The 21,998-nt window shown below is 65.0% G+C and carries 23 protein-coding genes; 14 read left to right on the forward strand and 9 right to left on the reverse strand.

Annotation, left to right across the window (positions count from 1 at the left end):
- Positions 1 to 6: 6 nt before the first annotated feature.
- The gene (locus CH295_RS06900) at positions 7 to 762 is read right to left on the reverse strand and encodes a TspO/MBR family protein (protein ID WP_094740173.1); all 756 of its coding nucleotides are present in this window, start codon (positions 760 to 762) and stop codon (positions 7 to 9) included.
- A 51-nt stretch (positions 763 to 813) separates the two neighbouring features.
- Positions 814 to 1,446 (reverse strand): TetR/AcrR family transcriptional regulator, encoded by a 633-nt coding sequence (locus tag CH295_RS06905; protein ID WP_353955458.1) that lies wholly within the window; start codon positions 1,444 to 1,446, stop codon positions 814 to 816.
- A gap of 44 nt (positions 1,447 to 1,490) precedes the next feature.
- On the opposite strand from CH295_RS06905, the gene CH295_RS06910 reads away from it, so the two are divergent.
- Genes CH295_RS06910 through CH295_RS06925 form a run of 4 tightly spaced genes read left to right on the forward strand, consistent with a single transcriptional unit; the run spans position 1,491 to position 5,879 of the window.
- Positions 1,491 to 2,675 carry an oxygenase MpaB family protein gene (locus tag CH295_RS06910; RefSeq protein ID WP_094740175.1) on the forward strand — a complete coding sequence of 395 codons (1,185 nt, stop codon included), beginning with the start codon at positions 1,491 to 1,493 and terminating at the stop codon, positions 2,673 to 2,675.
- A gap of 39 nt (positions 2,676 to 2,714) precedes the next feature.
- A complete protein-coding gene (locus tag CH295_RS06915; RefSeq protein ID WP_094740176.1) occupies positions 2,715 to 3,935 on the forward strand; it encodes a lipase family protein in 1,221 nt (406 codons plus the stop codon).
- Positions 3,929 to 4,792, forward strand: coding sequence for an alpha/beta fold hydrolase (locus CH295_RS06920; RefSeq protein ID WP_094740177.1), 864 nt, complete (start codon positions 3,929 to 3,931; stop codon positions 4,790 to 4,792). Before CH295_RS06915 ends, CH295_RS06920 begins: the two co-directional genes overlap by 7 nt.
- Before the next feature lie 19 nt (positions 4,793 to 4,811).
- A complete protein-coding gene (locus tag CH295_RS06925) occupies positions 4,812 to 5,879 on the forward strand; it encodes a M20 family metallopeptidase (RefSeq protein ID WP_252341939.1) in 1,068 nt (355 codons plus the stop codon).
- Here the strand turns inward: CH295_RS06925 and CH295_RS06930 are convergent.
- On the reverse strand, positions 5,840 to 6,865 hold the full coding sequence (locus tag CH295_RS06930) for a LacI family DNA-binding transcriptional regulator (RefSeq protein WP_094740178.1): 1,026 nt from the start codon (positions 6,863 to 6,865) through the stop codon (positions 5,840 to 5,842). The genes CH295_RS06925 and CH295_RS06930 overlap by 40 nt on opposite strands.
- 204 nt (positions 6,866 to 7,069) lie before the next feature.
- Here CH295_RS06930 and CH295_RS06935 point away from each other — a divergent pair, with 204 nt between their 5' ends.
- The 10 genes from CH295_RS06935 to CH295_RS06980 are packed head-to-tail and all read left to right on the forward strand — an operon-like array spanning position 7,070 to position 14,695.
- Entirely contained in the window at positions 7,070 to 7,936 is an 867-nt protein-coding gene (locus CH295_RS06935) for a BtpA/SgcQ family protein (protein WP_252341940.1), read from the forward strand.
- A 3-nt stretch (positions 7,937 to 7,939) separates the two neighbouring features.
- Positions 7,940 to 8,833 carry a carbohydrate kinase family protein gene (locus tag CH295_RS06940; protein ID WP_094740179.1) on the forward strand — a complete coding sequence of 298 codons (894 nt, stop codon included), beginning with the start codon at positions 7,940 to 7,942 and terminating at the stop codon, positions 8,831 to 8,833.
- Positions 8,830 to 9,843 (forward strand): substrate-binding domain-containing protein, encoded by a 1,014-nt coding sequence (locus tag CH295_RS06945; protein WP_094635273.1) that lies wholly within the window; start codon positions 8,830 to 8,832, stop codon positions 9,841 to 9,843. Before CH295_RS06940 ends, CH295_RS06945 begins: the two co-directional genes overlap by 4 nt.
- 4 nt (positions 9,844 to 9,847) lie before the next feature.
- Positions 9,848 to 10,630, forward strand: coding sequence for an ATP-binding cassette domain-containing protein (locus CH295_RS06950; RefSeq protein ID WP_094635272.1), 783 nt, complete (start codon positions 9,848 to 9,850; stop codon positions 10,628 to 10,630).
- Positions 10,627 to 11,661, forward strand: coding sequence for an ABC transporter permease (locus CH295_RS06955; RefSeq protein ID WP_094740180.1), 1,035 nt, complete (start codon positions 10,627 to 10,629; stop codon positions 11,659 to 11,661). The genes CH295_RS06950 and CH295_RS06955 overlap by 4 nt, the downstream gene beginning before the upstream one ends.
- Positions 11,662 to 11,672: 11 nt before the next feature.
- The gene (locus tag CH295_RS06960) at positions 11,673 to 12,686 is read left to right on the forward strand and encodes a phosphotriesterase family protein (RefSeq protein WP_252341941.1); all 1,014 of its coding nucleotides are present in this window, start codon (positions 11,673 to 11,675) and stop codon (positions 12,684 to 12,686) included.
- 9 nt (positions 12,687 to 12,695) lie between these two features.
- Positions 12,696 to 13,448 carry a glutamine amidotransferase gene (locus CH295_RS06965; RefSeq protein ID WP_094635269.1) on the forward strand — a complete coding sequence of 251 codons (753 nt, stop codon included), beginning with the start codon at positions 12,696 to 12,698 and terminating at the stop codon, positions 13,446 to 13,448.
- Positions 13,445 to 14,071: a TenA family protein gene (locus CH295_RS06970; RefSeq protein ID WP_094740182.1), complete on the forward strand. Its 627-nt coding sequence runs from the start codon at positions 13,445 to 13,447 to the stop codon at positions 14,069 to 14,071. Before CH295_RS06965 ends, CH295_RS06970 begins: the two co-directional genes overlap by 4 nt.
- A complete protein-coding gene (locus CH295_RS28510) occupies positions 13,956 to 14,303 on the forward strand; it encodes a CGNR zinc finger domain-containing protein (protein WP_094740183.1) in 348 nt (115 codons plus the stop codon). Before CH295_RS06970 ends, CH295_RS28510 begins: the two co-directional genes overlap by 116 nt.
- Positions 14,300 to 14,695, forward strand: a complete 396-nt coding sequence (locus tag CH295_RS06980; RefSeq protein ID WP_094740184.1) for a VOC family protein — start codon at positions 14,300 to 14,302, stop codon at positions 14,693 to 14,695. The genes CH295_RS28510 and CH295_RS06980 overlap by 4 nt, the downstream gene beginning before the upstream one ends.
- 365 nt (positions 14,696 to 15,060) lie before the next feature.
- Here CH295_RS06980 and CH295_RS06985 read toward each other — a convergent pair whose 3' ends face one another.
- The 6 genes from CH295_RS06985 to CH295_RS07010 form a co-directional block, all read right to left on the reverse strand.
- A complete protein-coding gene (locus CH295_RS06985) occupies positions 15,061 to 16,173 on the reverse strand; it encodes a fused (3R)-hydroxyacyl-ACP dehydratase subunits HadA/HadB (protein ID WP_094740185.1) in 1,113 nt (370 codons plus the stop codon).
- A 50-nt stretch (positions 16,174 to 16,223) separates the two neighbouring features.
- Positions 16,224 to 17,183, reverse strand: coding sequence for an Hsp70 family protein (locus CH295_RS06990; RefSeq protein ID WP_252341942.1), 960 nt, complete (start codon positions 17,181 to 17,183; stop codon positions 16,224 to 16,226).
- Between the two features lie 140 nt (positions 17,184 to 17,323).
- On the reverse strand, positions 17,324 to 17,611 hold the full coding sequence (locus CH295_RS06995) for an ANTAR domain-containing protein (protein WP_094740187.1): 288 nt from the start codon (positions 17,609 to 17,611) through the stop codon (positions 17,324 to 17,326).
- A gap of 151 nt (positions 17,612 to 17,762) precedes the next feature.
- Entirely contained in the window at positions 17,763 to 18,845 is a 1,083-nt protein-coding gene (locus CH295_RS07000; protein WP_094740188.1) for a hypothetical protein, read from the reverse strand.
- 81 nt (positions 18,846 to 18,926) lie between these two features.
- Positions 18,927 to 20,369 carry a CYTH and CHAD domain-containing protein gene (locus tag CH295_RS07005; protein ID WP_094740189.1) on the reverse strand — a complete coding sequence of 481 codons (1,443 nt, stop codon included), beginning with the start codon at positions 20,367 to 20,369 and terminating at the stop codon, positions 18,927 to 18,929.
- A gap of 55 nt (positions 20,370 to 20,424) precedes the next feature.
- Positions 20,425 to 21,942, reverse strand: coding sequence for an Hsp70 family protein (locus tag CH295_RS07010; RefSeq protein ID WP_170945785.1), 1,518 nt, complete (start codon positions 21,940 to 21,942; stop codon positions 20,425 to 20,427).
- Positions 21,943 to 21,998 lie beyond the last annotated feature (56 nt).

Raw genomic sequence — 21,998 nt, forward strand, 5'->3', positions numbered from 1 at the left:
AGGGGATCACCCCACCGAGACCGACCTTCGCTCACGGACCCGTGTTCCTACCGTCGCAATTGCGACCACCACTGCGGCGAGAACGGCTGTCCAGCCGACAGCCGTATCGACCACCTCACCGGAGAGGCGGCCCTGAGCCAACCATCCCAGTCCCCAGACGATCGCCAGCATCGGTGCGACCGCACCACCGGAGTACTGAGCCAGAAACACCCCGACACCGGCTGCTACCACGAGCACGATGATCGCCCATACCGTTGCGCCACTGGTGAATCCGAGACTCACCAGCCATGCGGAGACATTCGCGATGGTCGCCACACACACCCACCCGAGGTACACACCCATCGTGCCGTCGGCGATCACCGCATCGACGACGCCCTCCGGTCGATGCCGCTGCATCAGTACGAAGACGCGGACGAGCACCGCCAGCAACGCAACGATGACGATCACGCTCAGCCACAACTGCCCGATCTGAATCACGAGAATCCACGCCGGATTGAGCAACATCGACGCGACGATCGGTACGCGCAACGCGGCGTGGCGGGCGGTGCGGCCGGGTAGGAACTGCCAGACGGCGTAGGCGATGAGCCCGGTGTAGATCACCGACCAGATCGAGAACGCAGGGCCGGCGGGTGCCACCAGCGTGGACGTGGCACTGAGCGCCCCACCTGCCGCCTCGGCAATCGGCGTCCCGATCCACGCACCCGACCCGAGGAACGACACCACGACTGCCACGACCGCACTGACGACGACCACGATTTTCATAGCAGCACTGATCCCCCGAATTCGGCGGTCGCAAACACCCCTGCCGGGTTGCTAGCCCGAATCGGCACCCTCGAATGCGGCAAGCAGCATTCGAGCCGTCGTGGCCACCAACATCGTTCGGTCCGAACCCGCGGGTCTGAACAACGCGACCCTCATGCACAGGCTCGCGGTGGCACCCATCGTCAGGAACACGAGATCGTCGAGGACGTCGTCGTCGAGATCGGGTCGGATTCGGGTGGGCATGATGCGCGCGAGGGGCAGCAGTGGACGTTCGATGTCCTTCCACTGGCCACCCAGTTCCGAGCCTCCTGCCGCGAAGGCCGTCCGGACGACCGCCTCGTGTTCCTCGAACGCAGAAGTGAGCGTCTCGACGATGGTGACGATCGCGTCGGCCGGTGCTTGGTCCATCGCCCGTCCGATTCCGGTGGCCAGCCGCGTGGTGATGTCGTGGATCGTTGCGGTTCGCAGCTCGTCCATCACGGACTCGATGTCGGTGAAGTAGCGATAGACGGTGCCGATACTGACGTGCACGTGCCGTGCGAGCTGGTACGTCGTCGGGAGATAGCCGGGCTTCTTCTGCAAGAGCTCGATGGTCCCGGCCAACAGTCGAGCACGCATCTCGACGGCGCGTTGCTGCCGCGGAGTCGATCTCGGTCGCGGTGACGACGGGCGTCGAGCTGGCATGAAAGTGAATAGTAAGTGAGGAATTCTCGTGTTCCACTGAAAGTATGAATACTCGCGCTCCCACCGGGCTTGTTCGCGCAGACGACGCCGTCTCGATGCACGGCCAGGCGGGCCGCGAGTGGCTCGACGCGATGTGGCGAGCCGATCCACTCGCCGATCGAGTGCTGGACGAGGACTTCGGTTCTTCGTCGTCGACCGCCGCCGTCTCTGCCGCACTCACGAACGGCATCGATCCCGACGCCCCGGCTGCGCTTCGAAAGCTGTTCGCATTTCTCGATTCCGAACCGGACTGGGTCGATCACGACCGCCTCGACCGCGCCGCCGACGCCCTCGTCCGCTACAGCGCGGTGATGGGGATCGTACTGGGAGCGGCGTCGCTGCTTCGCGGCGCAGAGAACTCCATTGCCGGCAAACCGCTGGCCATCACCGGACGGTACGTCTCGCAACCGGCAATCCGCTCCATCGAAGTAGGAAACTGGCTGCAGAAAGTCATCTCCCCGGGCGGAATGGCCAGGCACGGAGACGGATTCGCCTACACGGTGCGGGTGCGTATGATCCACGCCCACGTGCGACGAGGAATCCGACACCTCGGTACGTGGGACGACGACGCCTGGGGCGTGCCGATCCCGCAGCCGTACATGGCGTTCACGATCGCCGAGTTCGGCCACATCGCGCTCGACGCCATGCATCGGGTCGGCGTGCGCTTCACCGACCGAGAACTCGGGGACATCTACCACCTGTGGCGCTACGTCGGACATGTCGTCGGCGTCGACCACGAGCTCAACCCGATCGACGAATCGGACCACATCCGCATCGAGCAGCTGTACCGACTCACCTCCCCCGGCCCCAGCCAGGACGATCGGGACTTCGTCGCGGCCCTCACCGACGACTATCTGGTGCCCGAACTGGCCAACCTGCTACCCGGGCCTCGAAAGGTGACCCGCGCGGTGGCGTCGGCGACGATGTCTGCCCTGCAGCGCGAGCTGATCGGCGACGAGGCGTCGGACGATCTGCACATCCCGGCCACGTCGCTCACGCACGTCGTGTCGCTCATCGGGCCGCTGCTTCCTCTGGTGAACCGAGCGCGCACGCTCCGGGCCGGCGGACCGGCCGAGCTGACGCGGCGGTCCTACCTCGTGCGCGACGAGGAGATGCAGCGCATGCGCGCGAGCTACCGGGTCACGCACGACTTGGTCGACGACGTCCACCGGACGCACTCGGTCGGTTGAGCCTGCCGATTCCCGCCCCGGTCTGGTAGACACGCGGGAGTGAATGCCATCAGTCGACCGAACCGAGCTCGACGCGTCGGAGCCGCACTCGCGGTGTCCAGCTGCGCGCTCGTCGGGTGCAGCTCCACGCCCGCGCCCGCGCCCGCGACCACGCCCGCCGAGACGACGACAGCACCGGCCCCGCAGTACGACTTCACGGGAGTGCCGGGCACCGTTCTCGATTCCGAGGATTTCGGCGATCGGTCGACAGCGCTCTCCGCCACCGGAGCCACGCTGTACCGATTCGTCTACGAGTCCACGTCGGGTGTCGACAATTCCCCCACGGCGGTCTCGGGAGTGGCAGCCGTTCCGGCAGGCACCCCGCCCGAGGGTGGTTGGCCGATCGTCGTCTACGGACACGGCACCACCGGAGTGCAGGCCGACTGCGGCCCCACCCTGTATCCAGATCTGCTCGGCTATCAATTCGCTATTCAGGACTTCACCGAACTCGGATACGTCACCGTGCTGCCCGATTACCAGGGCCTGGGCACCGGCGGCGGCACCCACCCGTATCTGGAGCCGCGCACCTCGGGACACAACATGATCGACGCGGCCCGCGCAGCCACGAGCGCACTGCCCGATACGTCCACCCGCTGGGCCGCTGTCGGGTTGTCACAGGGCGGCCAAGCAGCCTGGGCGGCAAACGAACTCGCCGCCAGCTACGGCCAAGGCCTCGACCTGGTGGCATCGGTGTCGCTGTCGCCGCCGACGGATCTGAAGCCCCTGGTGCAGGCCGGAATGGACGGAACCCTCACCACACCGCAGAAAGAACTGATGCCCTCGGTGCTCTACGGTGCACAACAGGTCGACCCTGCCATCGATCCGAGGAACTACATGGGCAGCGTCGCCGAAGAGAACAACGAGCTCCTGCTCACCTGCTCGGGCGGAGACGTCGAAGGCAAGGAGCGAGCAGTCGCGGCGATGGCACCGGACGAGTTCGCTTCCGACTCAGCGCAATCCGAGCAACAGCTGCTCGACGTGATCGATCGCTACACACTCCCCCAGGTGCGAACCGAGGTGCCGATGTTCGTGGCCTACGGCGCGAAGGACGACATCGTGCTCCCGCAGTGGACCGCCGAGGGAGTCCGAAAGGCCTGCGCCCTGGGTGATCCGATCGTTGCGCAGGAACAGCCCGAGCAGGGCCACGACGTCAGCGACGAAGCAGCCATGCAGTTCCTGGCTGCCGAGTTCGCAGGCCAATCGGTGCCGAGCACATGTTGACGACCGGCTCTGCGATGGAGAGAATCACCGAGTACACGCACGACGGTCTTGTGTTCGACGTCCTCGACCAGGGTCCGCTCGACGGCCCGATCGTGTTGCTGCTGCACGGATTTCCTGAGCGGGCGTCGTCATGGTCCGCGGTGATGGCCATCCTGAACGAGCACGGATACCGCACTGTTGCACCGGATCAGCGTGGGTACTCACCGCGGGCCCGGCCGACGCGGCGTCGCGACTATCGCGTCGGAGCGTTGGTCAGCGATGTCGCCGCCTTGATGGAGGTGATCGGAAGACCGGTTCATCTGGTGGGACACGACTGGGGAGCGAACATCGCCTGGGTCACCGCAGGCCGACACCCCCGGCTCGTTGCATCGCTGACGGCGTTCTCGGTTCCGCACCCCGGCGCTTTCATGACCGGCTTGCTCACCTCGAAACAGATTCTGCACTCCTGGTACTTCGCGTTCTTCCAACTCCCGATACTGCCCGAGAAGTGGATGATGCGGCCCGGCGCACGGGCCGAGAAGTGGTACGAGCAAAGCGGAATGACCGAAGACGACCTCGAACGGACGAAGACGGAGATCGTCGACTACGGCGCACTGCCCTTCGCCGTCACCTGGTACCGCGGACTGCCGTTCTCGAATCCGGGCATCGGCCGCCTGCGCATCACCGTGCCGACGTCGATGGTCTGGAGTGACGGAGACACCTTCATCGGACGATCCGCCGTCGAGGGTGCGCAACGCTACGTCGATGCTGCGTTCTCCCTGACGGTGCTGCCCGGCGTCTCGCACTGGATTCCGACGCAGGCCCCCGACGCTGCTGCCGCAGCGGTGATGCGATTGAGTACTTCCTATGGCGCTTGACCACACTACTGCCGTAGGCATGCTTACCGAGCTGGTCACCCAGCGCACTGTGTCCGGCGACCCGGCACCCCAGCGTTCCTCGATGGATGCAGTGGTATCCGAACTCTCGGCACGCACGAACGGCATCGCGGTCGAAGGAGATCGCGATGGTCCGCACCCATGGCTGTTGATCACCAATGATGCACCTCCGACGGCGGCGCGGCTGATGTTCGCCTGCCATGTCGATACCGTTCCGGCGGGCGATCTTTCGAACTGGCAGTTCGACCCATTCGCCGCCGACATCGAGAACGGCGTGTTGCGCGGCCGAGGTACGTCGGACATGAAAGCAGGACTCGTGGCCGCAACGGCCGCCGTGCTCGACGCCTTCGAGAACGGCGTTCCCGCAGCACTGTTGCTCACCAGCGACGAGGAGATCGGCTCGCTCGGTGCGCTCGCAGCCCGCCACGCCGTCGCCGAGTGCCCGGTCGGTGCCGTGGTGGTGCCAGAGGCAACGGGGAACCAGGTGCATCTGGGACACCGAGGCGCTCTGTGGGTCGACGTCACCACCAAAGGCATTGCTGCACATGGCAGCACGCCGCAACGGGGCGAGAGCGCCATCATGAAGCTCGTCGACGTCCTGGCCAGGGCCCGCGACGAACTCCCTTTGTCGACCGATGCGTTCCTTGGTGCCGAGACGTTCAACGTCGGATTGATCGACGGCGGATCGGCTCCCAACATCGTTCCCGATACCGCACGCGTCGTCGTCGATCATCGAACCGTCGACGACGGCTCCAGGCTGCTGTCGTGGTGGCGGGATCAACCCGAGGTCGACCATGTCGACGCGCGCATCGACCTGCCGGGCGTCAGGACAGCGGGTGGCAACAGTTGGGTCGATGCGCTCCCGCATTCCGTTGCAGCAGAACCGGTCACGTACTTCACCGACGCCTCGATCATCGCCGCTGCGGCTCCCGGCGCACCGATCGTCGTCTGGGGACCCGGCACGCCTGCACTGATGCATGCCGCCGACGAGACCGTCGCGCTCGACGAACTCGACGCGGCGATCGCCGCCTACACCGCCGTAACGCGAGCCTGGCCGACCGTCGACTGACGGACCACCAGCTCCGGCTGCAGCGCAATGTGCGCGGTTCTGGTCTCGTCGCTGTTCATCGCCTGGTCCAACAACCGAGTGGCCTCCGCAGCGATGCGTTCCTGCGGCTGGCGGACGGTCGTCAGCGGCGGATTACTCAACGCGGAGAACGGAATATCGTCGAACCCGGTCACCATGACATCGGCCGGAACCGACAACCCCAGAGCCTGGCAGCTCTGCAGCACGCCGAGCGCGATCAGATCATCGGCACAGACCACAGCATCAGGACGAGACGATGCGCCGAGCATCGACCACGATGACTCGCGTCCCCAGTCGATCGAGTAGTCACCCAACAGCGTCCACTCCTCTCGCGTCTCTATCCCTACCCTCTGGGCGTGACGGAAGAACCCGGCTCGACGCAGCTCGGTCGACGAGTTCGTCAGCTCGGAACTGATGAAGGCTGCACTCCGAACACCCAGCGCAGCAAGGTGATCCATGACCAGCGCCTGTGCGGCGTCGTCGTCGACGCCTACCCAGTCGGTGTGGGTGTCGAGCGCGAAGCGGTCGAGTTGAACGACAGGAATAGCGCGGGCCGTGGTGCGCACTGCCTCTGCGGACCGCTCCCCGTGGCACGGGCTGATGATGATGCCGTCGACCTGACGCGAGACCAAGCTCCGCAACCTCTGTGCTTCGACGTCCGGATCGGATCGGGAGTCACACAGAAACAGTTGCAACCCACGCTGTGACAGCACGTGCTCGACGTTGACGACCAGCGAGGTGAAGAAGGGATTGGCGATGCTCGGCACCACCATGCCGACGGTGTCCGTTCTGTTGCGGCGCAGCGAGCTGGCGATGATGTTGCCGGAGTAGCCCAGCTCGTCGGCTGCACGCCGGATCGCCGCAGCCACGTCCTCCGAGACCGGACGTGAGCCGGACAGCGCGCGCGACACCGTTGCCGTCGAGACGCCCGCGCGCTCCGCTACGTCGCGAATGGTTGCTTTACGCATCCAACTCCTACTCTCACGTGGGGACCCGAGGTTATCGAACCGTGTGGTCGCTTGCCGTGCTGTTTACACAGTAGAGGTAATCGTTTACATAAACGACTCGAGTAATCCTTGACACGAACGGGTGTCGATCCCTTACGGTGCATACATACAAGGCAATCGATTACATTCACTCTTGCCGACGACCACACCCGAGGAGTCCCCTACGTGAGTACGTCCCCGTCGGACCAGAACCCCGCAGCATCGCTGGGAGTCTTTCCGACCAAGCCGTCGGCGCTGGCCGAGATGTTCGCCTCGGCACCGGCACTGATCGGTGCCATCCATCTTCCTGCACTCCCCGGCAGCCCACATTACAAAGGTCAGCCCGTCTCGGAGATCTCCGAGTTCGCTCTGGCCGAGGCGCATGCGTACATCGACAACGGGTTCGACGGCGTCATCGTGGAGAACCATTGGGACATACCGTTCCTCAAGCCCGGTGAACACGGTTACGAGACCGCGGCCAGCATGGGTGTTGTCACGGCCGCCGTCGTCGGCGACTTCGGCAACCGAGTCGGCGTCAGCATCCTGTCCAACGCAGGCGAATGCGGCGTGGCCGCAGCCTGGGCGGCAGGTGCAAGCTTCGTGCGAGTCAACCAGTGGGCCAACGCCTACATCGCCAACGAGGGATTCATCGAGGGCCAGGCCGCCAAGACCACACGCTTCCGCCACCGCATCGGAGCCGACCCGGTCAAGATCTTCGCGGACGTCCACGTCAAACACGGCGCGCACGCGATCGTCGCCGACCGCACCATCGCCGAGCAGACCGAGGACGCCGAATTCTTCGACGCCGACGTCCTCATCGCCACCGGTTCACGCACCGGAGATGCCGCGTCGGTGGACGAGGTCTCGGTGATCAAGAACAACACGATGCTTCCCGTCATCATCGGCTCCGGCATCACCGCCGCCAACGTGGGCGACCTGATGAAGGAATGCGACGGGGCCATCATCGCTTCCTCGGTGAAGGAGAACGCCCGCTGGTGGGGACGCGTCGCGGGCGAGAAGGTGCGTGCTGTGGCCCGCGCGGCAGGGAAGTAGCAGATGATCGTATTCTTCGGCTACGCCAACAACGATGTGACGGTTCATGTTCCGCACGTCCCGGTACTGGGAGAAAGGGTGCAGGCGACGGCCATCGACTCGATCGACGGCGGTATGAACGCCAACGCCGCAGTGTCCGCAGCTCGTATGGGTGCCCGGGTCGCCTTCGCCGGCGCAGTGGGCCCCGATGCCAGATCGACCGAATTCCTCGCCGGACTCGAGCAGGACGGAGTCGACACCAGCTGGTCACCGCGCGACGCATTCCTCTCCACCGCAGTCGTTCTCATCGCCGACGGTGGCGACCGCTCGATCATCAGCCAGGACGACGCCAACGACGCCGACCGACTTGCGACCGTACTGAACACTCTCTCCGTCGATGGCGGACGACTGTTCGTCGACGGCTACCGAGCAGCGATGCTCCCACCCGAACTGCCCGACAACGTCAGCCTGGCCATCGATCTCGACGGCTGCGACGATCTCGATGCCGCACTGCGCGCCTTCGCCCTCGCCGATCACGTCATCGTCGGACGCAGCCTGTGGCAGAACAGCTTCGGCATCGAAGCCGATCGGTGGTCGACGCTGACCGCCCAGCACGACACCCACCTCGTCGTCACCGACGGAGAACACGGATGGACCCTCGTCACACCCTCGGGTGAGACGATCACAGAACCCGCAGTACCGGTCGACGTCGTCGACGCCGTCGGAGCCGGAGACTGCTTCTGCGGCACCTACATCGCCTTCATCGACGCAGGCGAACCTCCCGCTCGCGCAGCCCGACTTGCCGGAGCTTCGGCGGCTCTCGCCTGCGCGACGGCCGGACCACGCGGATGCCCCGGCATCACCGAACTCACCGAATTCACCGCCACCCTCGCCACTGTTCTTCAGGAGACCCGATGATCAAACGCGCACTCCCCCTCGTACTCGGTGCGGCACTTGCCCTCACCCTCGTATCCTGTGACTCCGCCTCCACCAGCGACACCGCGGGCGGCACCGACACGGCCGCGTCGTCCATTCCGGATCCGTCACGAGTCGCCGACACATGCGACGGCAAGAACGGCAGCCTGAAGGTCGGTCTGGTCACGATCAACCTGCAGGCACTGTTCTTCAACCAGATCAACAACGCCGCCCAGAAGGTGGCCGACGAAGCCGGGGTCGATCTCCAGATCATCAGCGGAAACGATGATTCCGTCACACAGGCCAACGCATTCGACAACCTCATCGCCTCCGGCGTCGACGCCATCATCGTCGACGCCATCGACACCGACGGCATCAAGCCCTCTGTCGCCAAGGCCGCCGCGGCAGGTATCCCGGTGGTCGCCGTCGACGCCACCGTCGACGCCCCGGGCGTCTCCACCCAGGTCGGTACCGCGAACGCCGAGGGTGGCGCTCAGATCGGTGACACCCTGACCGAACTCGCGAACAACACCGGGACCGTCGGCATCGTCGGTGCGCTCAACAGCACCATCCAGCTCGAGCGTCAGAAGGGATTCACCGACACCGTCTCCGCCGCAGGCATGACCGTCGGAACCGTCGTGGACGGCCGCAACATCCAGGAGAACGCACAGACTGCCGCGGAGAACCTGCTCACCGGCAACCCGGACATGGAATACGTCTACGCCACCGGCGAACCCGCGCTCATCGGCCTGGTCGCCGCAGTCAACAGCCAGAGCGCACAAGATCGGATCAAGGCCGTCGGCTGGGACCTGTCCGATCAGGCAGTCTCCGCATTGCAGGCCGGCTGGCTCGAAGGCGTCGTGCAGCAGAACACCTTCGAGTTCGGTTACGAAGCAATGAATGCCGCCATCGACCTCGGCTGCGGACGCACCGCACCCGCGGACATCCCGGTCCCGACGCAGATCGTCACCCCCGCCAACGTGGGCGACTACATGTACTACCTGGAGAAGTAGGACCATGGCACAACAAGATTCGACTGCACCACTGATCGAACTGTCGGGAATCACCAAATCGTACGGCCCGGTGAAATCGCTTCGCGGAGTCGATCTTCGGCTCGCGCGAGGCGAGGTACTCGGAGTCGTCGGAGACAACGGCGCCGGCAAGTCGACGCTCATGAAAATCCTTGCCGGCGCCGTTCAACACGACGGTGGTGAGATGCGAGTCAACGGAGAACCGGTTCGCTTCTCGACGCCACTGGATGCACAGCAGCAGAAAATCGGCATCGTCTATCAGGACCTGGCGCTGTGCGACACCCTCGACGTCGCCAGCAACCTGTTCCTTGGACGCGAACCTCGCAAGGGACCGTTTCTGGATCGCCACGGCATGCACGAGCGTGCCGCGGGGATCCTGGCGGACCTGCACGTGAAGGTGAAATCGACGTACCAGGAGATCGGGCAACTCTCGGGCGGGCAGCGGCAGACCGTCGCCATTGCCCGCGCCGTATCGTTCCGCCCCGACGTGTTGATTCTCGACGAGCCAACGGCGGCACTGGCCGTCGCCGAGGTGGAATCGGTATTGAAGCTCATCACCGACGTTGCGGCCCAGGGCGTCGGAGTCATCCTGGTGACGCACCGCCTGCAGGATCTGTTCCGGGTGTGCGATCGCATCACCGTCATGTACGAGGGGCAAAGTGTGGACGACGTACCGATCGGCGACCTCAACATCGAATCGCTCGTCGGACTGATCACGCGCACTCCGGTTCCGCAGCGTTCACCGTCCTCGCCGGAAGGCCGATCATGATCACACTCGACAAGAACGCGCAGCCCAGCGTGGCGAAACTCGCTGCGCGCCCATCACTGTGGCAGCAGACCAACAAGCCGACACTGGCGATGCTGGCGGTCACCGTGGCGGTGGCCATCGTCTTCTCGGTCACCACGTCCTCGTTCCTGACATTCACCAACATCTCCAACCTCGCAACGCAGATCGCACCGGTCCTGATCATCGCCGTCGCCATGACATTCGTGATCACCACCGGCCAGATCGACCTGTCGGTCGGAGCAACAGTCGCCTTCGTCGCGGCGATGAGTGCAGAGCTCATCCAGGCCGGCGTCGACTCCTCGGTGGTGTTCGTCGCGGCTCCGCTGATGGGAGCGGCATGGGGCCTGGTCAACGGCTGGCTCGCTGCCTACCAGGGCATTCCGCCATTCATCGTCACCCTCGCCACGCTGTCCATCATCCGCGGAATTGCGCTGTACCGCACCGAAGGGTTCTCGGTCCCCATCACCCCGGGAACAGCGTTCGCGAAGCTCGGCACTGCGTCGTGGCTTGGATTCTCGGCAAGTGCGTGGATCGCGTTGTCCGTGGTGATCGTCGGTGCAATTGCCCTCAACCGCACCCGCTTCGGCCGCTACGTCACCGGAATCGGTTCCAACGTAGAGTCCGTTCGACGCTCCGGCGTCAACACTCGCCGCGTGCTGATGATGACGCTGGTGTTCACCGGACTGGCCGCCGGCATCGCCGGCCTACTCATCGCTGCGCGGCTCGGCTCGGGATCGGCCAACTCCGCCAACGGTTTCGAGCTGACCGTCATCACCGCGGTGGTGCTCGGTGGTACCAACCTGTTCGGCGGACGAGGAACCGTGATCGGTACCGTCATCGGCGCAGTACTGACCGGCATCATCGCCAACGGCCTGACCCTATTGGGCGTCAGCCCGTTCCTCACCCCGATCATCACCGGAATCGTTCTGCTGGTGGCCATCTGGATCAACATGCGCGGGCACTCACTGGCATCGCTGTTCAAGCACCTGCAGAGCGCCCCGGGCAAGCAATGATCGTCCAGACGGTGACGGGGCCGGTCGACTCCAGTGAGCTGGGACTGGTGCTACCACACGAGCACCTGCACAACGACGCCTCCATGGCGCACTCGGAGTCACCCGACCCCGCTGTGGCACAGGCTCTCTCCGGACCCATTTCGCCTCGGGACGCCTGGCTGCTGCACGACAATCCTTATCACAGCGCCGACAATTGTCGGATCGACGACGCCACAGCCGTATTGGCCGACCTGAAAACCTTTGCCGATCACGGCGGGACGACGGTCGTCGACCTGACACCGCCGGGAATCGGTCGTCGGCCCGAGACTCTGGAACGGTACTCCCGCGAATCGGGCGTCCGCGTCGTCATGGGCTCGGGCTGGTACCTCGAGGCCACGCACCCTGCCGAGGTCGCGACGCTCGGTGTCGACCAACTCGCATCGGGACTGATCGCCGAATTCACCACGGACCACGGCCCTCGGCCCGGAGTGATCGGGGAGATCGGAGTCTCGCCGTCGTTCACCGCAGCCGAACAGAAAGCGCTGCGCGCCGCATGCGTTGCCCAACGAGAAGTCGATGTACCACTGTTCGTTCATCTTCCGGGCTGGCAGCGGCGCGGGCACGAGGTGCTCGACATCGTCATCGAGGAGATGGGTGTCGACCCGAGTGCCGTGGTGCTCTGCCACATGGACCCGTCGGGCAACGATCCCGATTACCAATGCGCTCTGGGTGATCGCGGGGTGTATCTGGAATTCGACATGATCGGCATGCCCTTCGAGTTCCCGGGCGAGGGCCAGTCTCCGTCACCCGCCGAGACGGCCTTCGCGGTCGCCGGTCTCATCGGCGGTGGGTACCGACGGCAACTACTGCTCAGTCACGACCTGTTCCTCAAGTCGATGCTCCGCGCATTCGGCGGCAATGGTTTGGCCTACGTACCAGTCTCTTTCGCTGCTCGACTCGTGCGCAGCGGAATCGATCCACAGCACGTGTCCTCGCTCATGCGAGACAACCCCAGGACGCTCTTCGAGAGCGCCGGAAAAGGATAGAGAAACACCATGGGTAAGAAAGTTCTGATCGCCGGTGAAAGCTGGATGACCACCTCGACCCACGTCAAAGGCGTCGACGAATTCACCGTGCACTCCTACGTCGAGGGCGTCGGACCGCTCAAGGATGCCCTGCTCTCCCGCGGACACGACGTGGTGCACATGCCGGCGCACCTGGTACCGACGCAATTCCCCGGCAGCGCAGAGGCCCTGTCCGCCTACGACGTCATCGTGCTCTCCGACATCGGTGCCAACTCGATTCAGCTCGCGCCCAGCGTCTTCGACCGGTTTCAGGCTGGGGAGGATCGATTGGTCGAGCTCCGGGACTGGGTGCACGACGGCGGTGCACTGTTGATGATCGGTGGGTACCTCTCGTTCTCCGGATTCCAGGCCCGGGCAGCGTTTCGACAGACTGCGCTCGCCGACGCCCTCCCGGTGACAATGCTTCCGGAAGACGATCGAGTGGAGACGCCCGGCGGAATGATTCCCGTCGTCGTCGACAGCGCGCACCCGGCCGTGGGGGGCAGCGGAAGCGACTGGCCCGCACTCCTCGGCTACAACCGCGTGATCGCCAAGGACGGAGTCGCCGTGCCCGCCACCATCAACGGCGATCCGCTCGTCGCTGCGGGAACGTACGGCAAGGGTCGCTCGGCGGTCTTCACCTCGGACTGCTCGCCGCACTGGGCACCGCCGGAGTTCTGCGAACAGTGGCTCGGGTACACCGATCTGTTCGACGGCCTGATCACCTGGTTGTCCGAAGAATGAGTCGATCCATCGAGCTGACTGCGCGGCAGCACCCCAATCTTGCTGCCGCGCAGGCTGTCCGACTCATCACCGACTCGATCGACGGCTCACTGCGTGACGAGGACTTTCGGCGCTATCTGGTGATCGAGGAAGCATTCGTGCTCACCGCGGTGCGCATCCTGGGGCTCGTGGTCGCCGAGTCCGAGTCCTTGAACGACGCAACCGATCACGTGGTGTCGCTGTCGAACCTCGTCGGTGAACAGCGCGAGTACTTCGCCGGTCTGCGGGAGCAGTTCCCATACGACGGCGACGTGCACGAGCTGATCGAGAGCTCGTCCGCACTGTCGAACTACGCACTGGGACTCGCCCGCCGAGACGGCAGGGCCGCGGCTCTGGTCGCGATGTTCGCCGCCGAGACCCTGTACCTGTCCTGGTGTCGCGCAGCACTTGATACATCGGTCGATCGCGAACCGGCGCTGCAGGAGTGGATCGAGATGCACACCCGACCTGCCTTCGTGGCACAGGTCGATGCTCTGGCCCGAGAGGTCGACGCCATGGACCGCGTGGACGACGCCACGCTCGACGAGTGGTTCGCCGGCATGCTGGCCGCCGAGACCGAATTCCACGACTCAGCGATCCGCTAGTGCCTGTGGTGGCGAGGATGCCGCCGATTTCCTTGGCCAGTGCGCGCGTGCGGCGTCCTCCGTCATCGATCTACTCAACGGGCCGGATCGTGATCGCCTGGCGTTGTGCGAAGCCCCGCGATGCGGTCAACTGTTTCTGCAGGATCGACCCAATCAGCAATGGTGTTGCAGCGCATGCGGGAATCGGGCGCGCGCGGCACGACACCACGCCGTGAAGAAGGACAGGTCATGAACATTTCGGTACATCAAGTGGTCCTCGACTGCACCGACGCCCGTGAGTCAGCCGAGTTCTACCGGCAGCTACTCGGATTCGAATACGTCCCCGGCGACGCCGAACCGATCAATCCGGATTGGCTCGCGATCACCGCACCCGACGGTTCGTGGCGAATCGCGTTTCAGCAGGTCGACGCACTTCCGGCCGCAACGTGGCCGGACGGCGAACACCCCCAGATGCTGCACCTGGACTTCCGCGTCGACACTGTCGCGCAACTCAACGAAGAGCATTCGCGTGCAATGAGTTTGGGAGCTACATCGCTTCGGGATCTGCACGACGACCCGGTGGAGCCGATCCGAATCTATGCCGACCCGGCCGGCCATCCATTCTGCATCTTCGTGGGGGGATGAACCCAGCGCACATCTACGCCCCTCGCATGAATTCACACCCGCTACAGGGGGCGTGGATTACAACGAAGGGCGTCAATGCCGCTACACCCTGCCGATCAGCTCCCAACATTCAGTTACCCGACGCCGATCGGAGTCCGATATCCAAAACTGGGGAGTCGATCAGCGGTCGACGCCGAGGCTGAACACATCTAAGCCCCTTGCATGAATTCACGACCGCTACACGGGGTATGGATTACGACGAAGGGCGTCAATGCCGCTGCATCCTGCACATCAGCTCCCCGGTTTTGGATTCCCGACGCCGATCGGAGTCAGGAATCCAAAACTGAGGAGCCGATCCCCGGACAGGACACCACTGCCGCAGGCACTCAGCCCAATTGCACGGTTGCCGTAGCGCGGTGACCGAAGATTCGCTTGCCCTCGAATGTCGCACCCAGTGAGATCACTGCAGTGCGTGTCGCTTCGTCCTTGGACTTGATCTTGCCGGTGAAGACGATTTCGGCGGCCTTGTGGGTGTCGACCGGGATAGGGGTGGTGAAGCGGACGGTGTAGTCCTTCACAGCGCCCGGATCGCCGAGCCACTCGCTGATCCATCCACCGCCGACACCCATCGTGAGCATGCCGTGGGCCAGCACGTTCTCGAGATCGATCATCTTGGCGAACTTCTCGTCCCAGTGAATCGGGTTCGCGTCTCCGGCAACGCCTGCGTAATTGACCAGGTCACCGCGGGTCAGGCGCACCGTGCGTGACGGCAGTTCGTCTCCGACGTTCACATCGTCGAACTTCTGCGTCGGCCGTCCCCGGTACTCCTCGATGATCAGCGGTTCGTGTTGCTGCGGAGTGGACAGTGCGTCGTGCTCATTCGCCCCAGTATCGCCGGTGTCGGTCGCACCCAACATCACTATGTTGCGAGCCGCCTCGGCGATGGCCGGATCGATCTCGCCGGACCGACCGACGAGGAGCGTGGTGTACGTGGTCTGCACCAGTTCGTTCTTCTGATTGGACACGATGTTCTTGGTGACCATCATGTCGCGACCCATGACCGTCTTGAACGAATCTAGCGAGACGTCGCACGTCAGCTGATCGCCGGCGAGGATCGGCTTCTGGAACACCAGCACCTGATCGGTCTGCAGAATCTGGCTCAGGTCGTAGCCCTCGGCGATGGACTGGAGAAGCTTCTTCTGCGCGAGGGTGCCGACCAGCGACATGAACGTCAGAGGTGCGACGAGGGCACTGTGACCAAGCGCGGCCGCGGCGTCGCCGTCCCAGTGGGCGGGGTGGAAGTCCTGAACGGCGCGGGCGTACTCACGGACCTTCTCGCGGCCCACCTCGTAGTAGTCCTCGGTGCGGTAGTGATAACCGACCATGCTCCGAGCATGTTCTGCCGGATCGAATGCTTCCCCGTCGGTTGCTGCCGCACCGGACTCCGCTACCTGCTCTGCCACTGTTGTCCCACCGTCTCGTACCCCACTGTTCACCATTACTGGAGCAACCTACCCAACAACGGCGTTCGTTGGCCAGGCCGGCGGGTTCAAGCCGAGCGGTGTCGCGGGGAGTCGTGGTAGCCCACCATCGAGGCGTGTTGCGACGGCACAACGTTGGCGATCGTGGCACCACGCGGGTGATGCCGACGCGATGCGACCGCGTCGACGGCCATCAGAGCCGCACCGTGCGCGGTGAGGGACTCAGGATTGGCAGGCGCGACGACCGGCAGCATCAGATCACGACGAAACAGGCGCCGAAGCGTCGGGATATTGGCGCAGCCACCGACCATCACCAGGGCATTCACAGCGCAGGGCGCGTCGACGATGACACTGGCCACCCAGTCCTCCAACGAACGAATGCTGCGCTCGAGCACATCGTCGAAGGTGTTGCGCCACAATCTGACCGGACCACCGATGAAGGGTCCGGCAACTTCCGCCACCCGCAGCCGGGAAAGCTGCTCGCGTGCCGTGCGGATCGACACCGCCAATTCTGCTCGGGCGCGATCGGACGCCAACTCGTCTGCCCCGTACGTCGAGAGCAGGTAGCGCGCGACCTGCTCGTCGCAGCTGTTGCCTCCGAACAGCGTGGTGCGCACCGAACTGAAGACCGTACCGGTGGCCGGGTCTGCGACGGACACCGTGGTGCCGGATGCCCCGACGTCACAGATCGCAACGGTTCGAGCGCCCTCGAGTTGGCCCGTGCCCTGCAGATACCGCAGCTGAGCACCGAGTTCGGACGCAACCAGCAGGCGATCGGCCTCGTACGTGGAGTAGGCGGACGTACGCGCGCGAGCACCGGGATCGTCGGGCACGGCCAAGACGATGTCGGTTCTGTCGACCATCTGGTCTCGCGACATGGAGTCCAGCAAGTCGAGGGCGACCTGAAGGTGGTCGTCAGGATCGAACGAGTGGACGATGTGGGCCGACCGCACCGACTCGTCGATCGCATCGACGGCGACCCCTCGGGCAGTGGCAGAACCCACCGAAACACCAAGGACTGTTCTCATGATTCCTCGACTCGACTGGCTACTCCGACCTGCCGATAGTAACCGCCGAACCGCCGTCTGGACAGCAATATCGGTATTTGAATGAACTTTCGGTTTGTTTTGGGAGATATAACAAGCAGCAGGATGCGAGTCGTCCGATCTCAGGCGACGTGATCGAAAGGATCTCGACGGTCCGCCAGCAGCGGGCCCCATTCCTCCTGCGCCGACATCATCGCCGCACAGTCGACACCGTTGTCCGAGTCCATCCCACGCGCGGCCGCGACGATGGAACGAGCGGACTGCACGAGCGAGACGTCGAAACGGAAGCTGTGCGCCGCCAATTCGGAGAACGCATCCTCCGGACTGCAGCCACGCAGCGCGATGAGAACACCCACTGCCCTGTCGATGGTTGTGCGGGTCACCGGTCCTGCTGCGAAATGATCGGTCATCGGATACTCACCGTCTACTGGTCGATCACCCGATGGTAGCGAGGCGTGAGCAGAAGTTCAGGTGTCGGAGTCGAATTCACATACCCGTCACGCGAAGGACTTGTCCAAGTATCAAAACCGCTCGCTCACAATGCAATCAACGACTCGAACGTCATTCGACCGGATCCGCCGACGGTGCTGCATCGGTGGTGGGCTCGGTGGTCTCCGGAACCTCGCTGGTCGGCTCGGACGGCTCGGTGGGCGGCACCTCGGTTTCGGGTTCCGGCTCGGGATCGACGGTCGGCGTCTCCCCTCCACCCGATCCGCCACCGCCAGAATTCCCGCCACCCGGGTGGCCACCGCCCGAAGCGCCGCCGCCCGAAGCGCCGTCGGAGTCGCCACTGCCGGCGTTGCCGCCTCCGCCGGTGACCACGCCGGGTCTGCCGCCACCCGAATCGACGGCACGGGAGTTGCCGCCACCCGACGACACCTCGCCGTTCGGAGTGGGGACCGAACCCCCGAGGACTGCGTCACTCCAGTCGGCGATCGAAATCGGCCCGTACACCGGGGCCTCGAACAGCCCCGCCTCGACGGGCGGAACAGCAGACGGGGCAGTAGGCGGGACCGCCGAATCGGCAATGACCGCCACCGACGTCGACACGGCTCCGCCGTCTTCGCTCGACGGCATCTCGGCGGTGTCGACCACGGGATTCTGTGTCGGATCGGCCGCCGCCAGTGCCCACACCGTGGCTCCGCTCAGTGCCGCGAGAACCGCAACACCCAATCCGATCATCGTCAGCCGCGCGCTGCGTGGCGTGCCCGTCCCGTCGCCGGCAGAGCCACTCCGGCCCTCCTCACCCGTCGCAGCAGAGACGGACACAGGCTCGGCGTGGGCGGCCTTGGCTCCGATCAGTGCCGCTGCAATTCCCAACGGAACCGCGGAGTTCAACCGTGGATCTCCGGCATCGACTACCCCGACGTCGCGAACATCGTGGGCGGCCAGAGCGGCGCGAACGGTCCCACAGAGTGCGATGCTGTCGCAGACCACCCCGGAACCGCTGATCAGCAGGTCGTTCTGGGCCGCCTGCACCCTCATGATTCCGAGCATCGTCGTGACCGCGTCACCGACACCCCCGGGAACCGAGGACACCGAGACGGTGCGAGTGGAAATGGGCCCGAGTTCGGGCAGATCGGCCTCGACCAGCGAAGCAGACACTTCTTCGACACCGACGTGCACTCCGAGTGCAATGGCCATGATCGTCGACTCCCCCGAACTCGATTCCGACTCAGAGTACTCTTCGAGTCTCGAATCGGGGAAATATACCGCTTTCCGCGATCAGAACTCCAATCTGCCGGCCTCGTCCCGGGCCATCTCGGCGGCGCGGCGCTCGCGCTCGAAGAGCAGGCCGAAGGTGAAACCGTTCTCCCCCGCCGTCGTCCCTGCCCGCGCGCCGAGAGTCCGCAGAATGTCCGCCGCGATCACCGCGTCCTGATGCTCCCCCAGCACCTCCTGAATTGTCTTGAAGTGCTTGATGTTCGCTTTCGACACCTTCTTGTCCGTCACCGGCGCCACCAGCTCGGCCGCATACCGTGCACGTTTCGATGCCTTCCGTGCGCGATGCAGCGCCTCGTCGTCGGTGCCGCGCACGGCACTCTTCGTGCGATCGATCGCTTTCTTCCCTGCCTTACGTGCAAGCTTGATCAACACGCGGTCGGTGACCTCGCCGTCGATCGGTAGCCCGCGCGACCACTCGGACAGCGTCGTGAGCAGAGCGCGGTAACGCTCTCCGTCGAGTTCGGTCATCGCCGCCTCGCGGTATCGAATCTGCTCGGCCAACAGATCGTTCTCGATGCGAGACGCGACCGGCCCGAGCACCAGTTCGGGCGGCAGTTCGCGCAACGCAGCGGCGAACCGAGCACGCTGCACCTGACGATCTCGTACCTCACCGAGAATGCTTGCATACCAGGATAGTTCGGCCTCCAAGTGCGCGGCGGGCTCGTCCTCGAACAGACTCCCGAACACGCGGAGGGTACTGCGGTATCGCCGAATAGCCACCCGCGTGGAATGAATCGGATCCAGCCCTCGGCGCAGGTAGACATCGCCTGCAACGATCGCCTGTGCCTGTGCATCGAGATAGTCCGCGAGCAGGGCTGCCCCGGGTTCGGCGGGAACCTGGCGCACCACCGACAGCGCCCGATCCAACTTCGACGGATGCGCCGACGGCCGAGCACCGGCAGCGCGCAATACCTTGCCCGCCTTCTTCAGAAACGACTCCGAGCCTGCGGGTCCGAGTTCCACCTCGACCTCCCGCCACCGCGGACCGGTCGCGCCGCCGATCAGAACGACAGAGACCTCGTCGTCCGCGATCTCCGCAACCACCGCCCCGTCGGCGTCGGACACGGTGTGGATCGTTCGACGCGTCGTCAGAGTCGCGACCGCGGACAACTCACCGCCCATCACCGCACCGCGCAGCACGTCGTTCAGCTCGTCCGGCACCGCATTGTGCGCACCGTTGCCCAGAGGGAGCCGAATCTCGGTCCGCGCCTTCTCCGCCGGGACCTTCGCATGCCAGCCGTTGTCGGAATCACCGGTACGACGCCGCACCGTGATTCCGCGTCGCAACAGATCGTGGCCGACGGTATCGAAGTACTCACTGCTCAGGTCCGTCTCGCTCGACTCCAGTGCGCCGCCGGTGGGCACCAGCGAAGCGAGAGTGGGCAACTGGAACTCTGCGTCGACGTCGAACTTGTCTTCGCGCTCGGTCTGAATCGACTCCATACCGCTCATCCTGCCTCGAGTACCGGGGCCGGCGGAGCCGGAAAGCGCAGACCGGTCAGCGACGCGGAAAGTCGAAGTCCGGGAACGGAAAATCGAACGTTCGAGTCGCCCGCGTGGTGGTCGTCGGATGCGTCGTCGTGGCGGTGGGCCGCGTTGTGGTCGGACGAGTCGTAGCGGCAGGTGGGACCGCCGTCGGCACCACGGTCGGTCGATCGACGGTCGGCCTGTCGGGCACCGTCGTCTCCGCGATGTCGGACGGGGAACTCGTCGTGGCCACGGTGCGCCGAGTGGCCGTGGCGCTCTGAGCGTCCGTCGTGTTCGGGGCCTCGGGCGAGGACGACGGTGCCGGCGCGACGACCGGAGTGGACGTCTGCGCCGTCGTCGCGAGCGGCACCGACGACCCAGCAGGCGCGGCGGGTGATCCGTCTGCCGCAGGCACCACGGACTGCGACCGAGCGGTCTGCGAGGAATCCTGCGATATGTTCACCGCCGGTGCCGGATCGTCGCCGCCGGTTCGCGCAGCCGCCGTGACCACGGTGCCGGCTGCACACACAGCGACGAGCGCCGCGAGCGCGCCACCGAGATGCCGAGCCTTGTTTGCCCTGGTCATTCGCTTGGAGGAGGTGTCGCTGTGTCGCGGGCGCTTGGAAACCACCGGGGCAACCGCAGCCACCTGAAGGTCTGCGGACTCCCGATCCACGGCAGCGAACCGATCGGTGAGCACCTCGGGTGGTGCAGGCGCGGGACGCAGACCCACAGTCCGAGCGATCCCGGCAGCGCCGTGCGCCGCCAGCAGTTCGGGCTGTTCGGGCACATAGACCGGCATCGACACCGCGTCGAACAGGACCTGCCGAATTATCTGCATGTTGGCACCACCGCCGACGGCGACGATGGCGTCGACGTGAACGCCCTGCGCGCCGACCGCGTCGAGCACGTCGACGGCCATCGAGACGGCTCGGTGCACGGCATCGCCGATGAGCTCGTCCAGATTGCCGCGCCACAGCGATGCGCGTCCGCCGACGAACGGTCCGGCGATGGACACGCTGCGCAGCAGAGCCAGTTCGTGTTTCCCGTCGCGGACATCGTGAACGAGTCGCCTGCGAGCCTCGACCGTCAGTGCCTCGGCCGCGCCGAACGTCGCGATGAGGTGTTCGCTCAGCACCCGATCACAGTCGTCACCACCGAGAGCGTCCGTTCGACGCGACGCGAGAACATCGCCGCTGTCCAGGTCCACGACGGAGACCGAGGTACCGGATGCGCCGACGTCGAACAGAGCGACGCAGCGCTCGCCTGCCAGCACACGCGTCTCACGCAACGCACCCAACTGGGCACCGAGTTCGGACACGAGCACAACGCCGTCGGAGAAGTCCTGGTCGTAGGCCGTTCTGGGATCACTTTCGCGCAGTGCGAGCACCGGATAGAAGTCCGCGGACGCGTACTCGGTCGCCAGATTGTGTACCGATGCGATGATGGCATCCCACGGATCGGGGGCGAGGCCGTTGGGTGCGGGCCGGGTGGCGACGGGCTCGTGCACTTCCAGGACGGCACCGGGGTGAGCGTTGTCGCTGATCACGCTGCGGAGACCACTCGACCCCAACGAAGCGCCGAGTACGGACACATCGGGAACCG

The organism is Rhodococcus sp. 14-2483-1-2, from assembly GCF_002259405.1.
Classification (GTDB): Bacteria; Actinomycetota; Actinomycetes; order Mycobacteriales; family Mycobacteriaceae; genus Rhodococcoides.

Excerpts from the sequence above, each read along its gene's own strand:
- CH295_RS06900 (WP_094740173.1), bottom strand. The coding sequence starts at position 762 with ATGAAAATCGTGGTCGTCGTCAGTGCGGTCGTGGCAGTCGTGGTGTCG.
- CH295_RS06905 (WP_353955458.1), bottom strand. The coding sequence starts at position 1,446 with ATGCCAGCTCGACGCCCGTCGTCACCGCGACCGAGATCGACTCCGCGG.
- CH295_RS06910 (WP_094740175.1), top strand. The coding sequence starts at position 1,491 with ATGAATACTCGCGCTCCCACCGGGCTTGTTCGCGCAGACGACGCCGTC.
- CH295_RS06920 (WP_094740177.1), top strand. The coding sequence starts at position 3,929 with ATGTTGACGACCGGCTCTGCGATGGAGAGAATCACCGAGTACACGCAC.
- CH295_RS06925 (WP_252341939.1), top strand. The coding sequence starts at position 4,812 with ATGCTTACCGAGCTGGTCACCCAGCGCACTGTGTCCGGCGACCCGGCA.
- CH295_RS06930 (WP_094740178.1), bottom strand. The coding sequence starts at position 6,865 with ATGCGTAAAGCAACCATTCGCGACGTAGCGGAGCGCGCGGGCGTCTCG.
- CH295_RS06940 (WP_094740179.1), top strand. The coding sequence starts at position 7,940 with ATGATCGTATTCTTCGGCTACGCCAACAACGATGTGACGGTTCATGTT.
- CH295_RS06945 (WP_094635273.1), top strand. The coding sequence starts at position 8,830 with ATGATCAAACGCGCACTCCCCCTCGTACTCGGTGCGGCACTTGCCCTC.
- CH295_RS06950 (WP_094635272.1), top strand. The coding sequence starts at position 9,848 with ATGGCACAACAAGATTCGACTGCACCACTGATCGAACTGTCGGGAATC.
- CH295_RS06955 (WP_094740180.1), top strand. The coding sequence starts at position 10,627 with ATGATCACACTCGACAAGAACGCGCAGCCCAGCGTGGCGAAACTCGCT.
- CH295_RS06965 (WP_094635269.1), top strand. The coding sequence starts at position 12,696 with ATGGGTAAGAAAGTTCTGATCGCCGGTGAAAGCTGGATGACCACCTCG.
- CH295_RS06970 (WP_094740182.1), top strand. The coding sequence starts at position 13,445 with ATGAGTCGATCCATCGAGCTGACTGCGCGGCAGCACCCCAATCTTGCT.
- CH295_RS28510 (WP_094740183.1), top strand. The coding sequence starts at position 13,956 with ATGCTCTGGCCCGAGAGGTCGACGCCATGGACCGCGTGGACGACGCCA.
- CH295_RS06980 (WP_094740184.1), top strand. The coding sequence starts at position 14,300 with ATGAACATTTCGGTACATCAAGTGGTCCTCGACTGCACCGACGCCCGT.
- CH295_RS06985 (WP_094740185.1), bottom strand. The coding sequence starts at position 16,173 with ATGGTGAACAGTGGGGTACGAGACGGTGGGACAACAGTGGCAGAGCAG.
- CH295_RS06990 (WP_252341942.1), bottom strand. The coding sequence starts at position 17,183 with ATGAGAACAGTCCTTGGTGTTTCGGTGGGTTCTGCCACTGCCCGAGGG.
- CH295_RS06995 (WP_094740187.1), bottom strand. The coding sequence starts at position 17,611 with ATGACCGATCATTTCGCAGCAGGACCGGTGACCCGCACAACCATCGAC.
- CH295_RS07000 (WP_094740188.1), bottom strand. The coding sequence starts at position 18,845 with ATGGCCATTGCACTCGGAGTGCACGTCGGTGTCGAAGAAGTGTCTGCT.
- CH295_RS07005 (WP_094740189.1), bottom strand. The coding sequence starts at position 20,369 with ATGGAGTCGATTCAGACCGAGCGCGAAGACAAGTTCGACGTCGACGCA.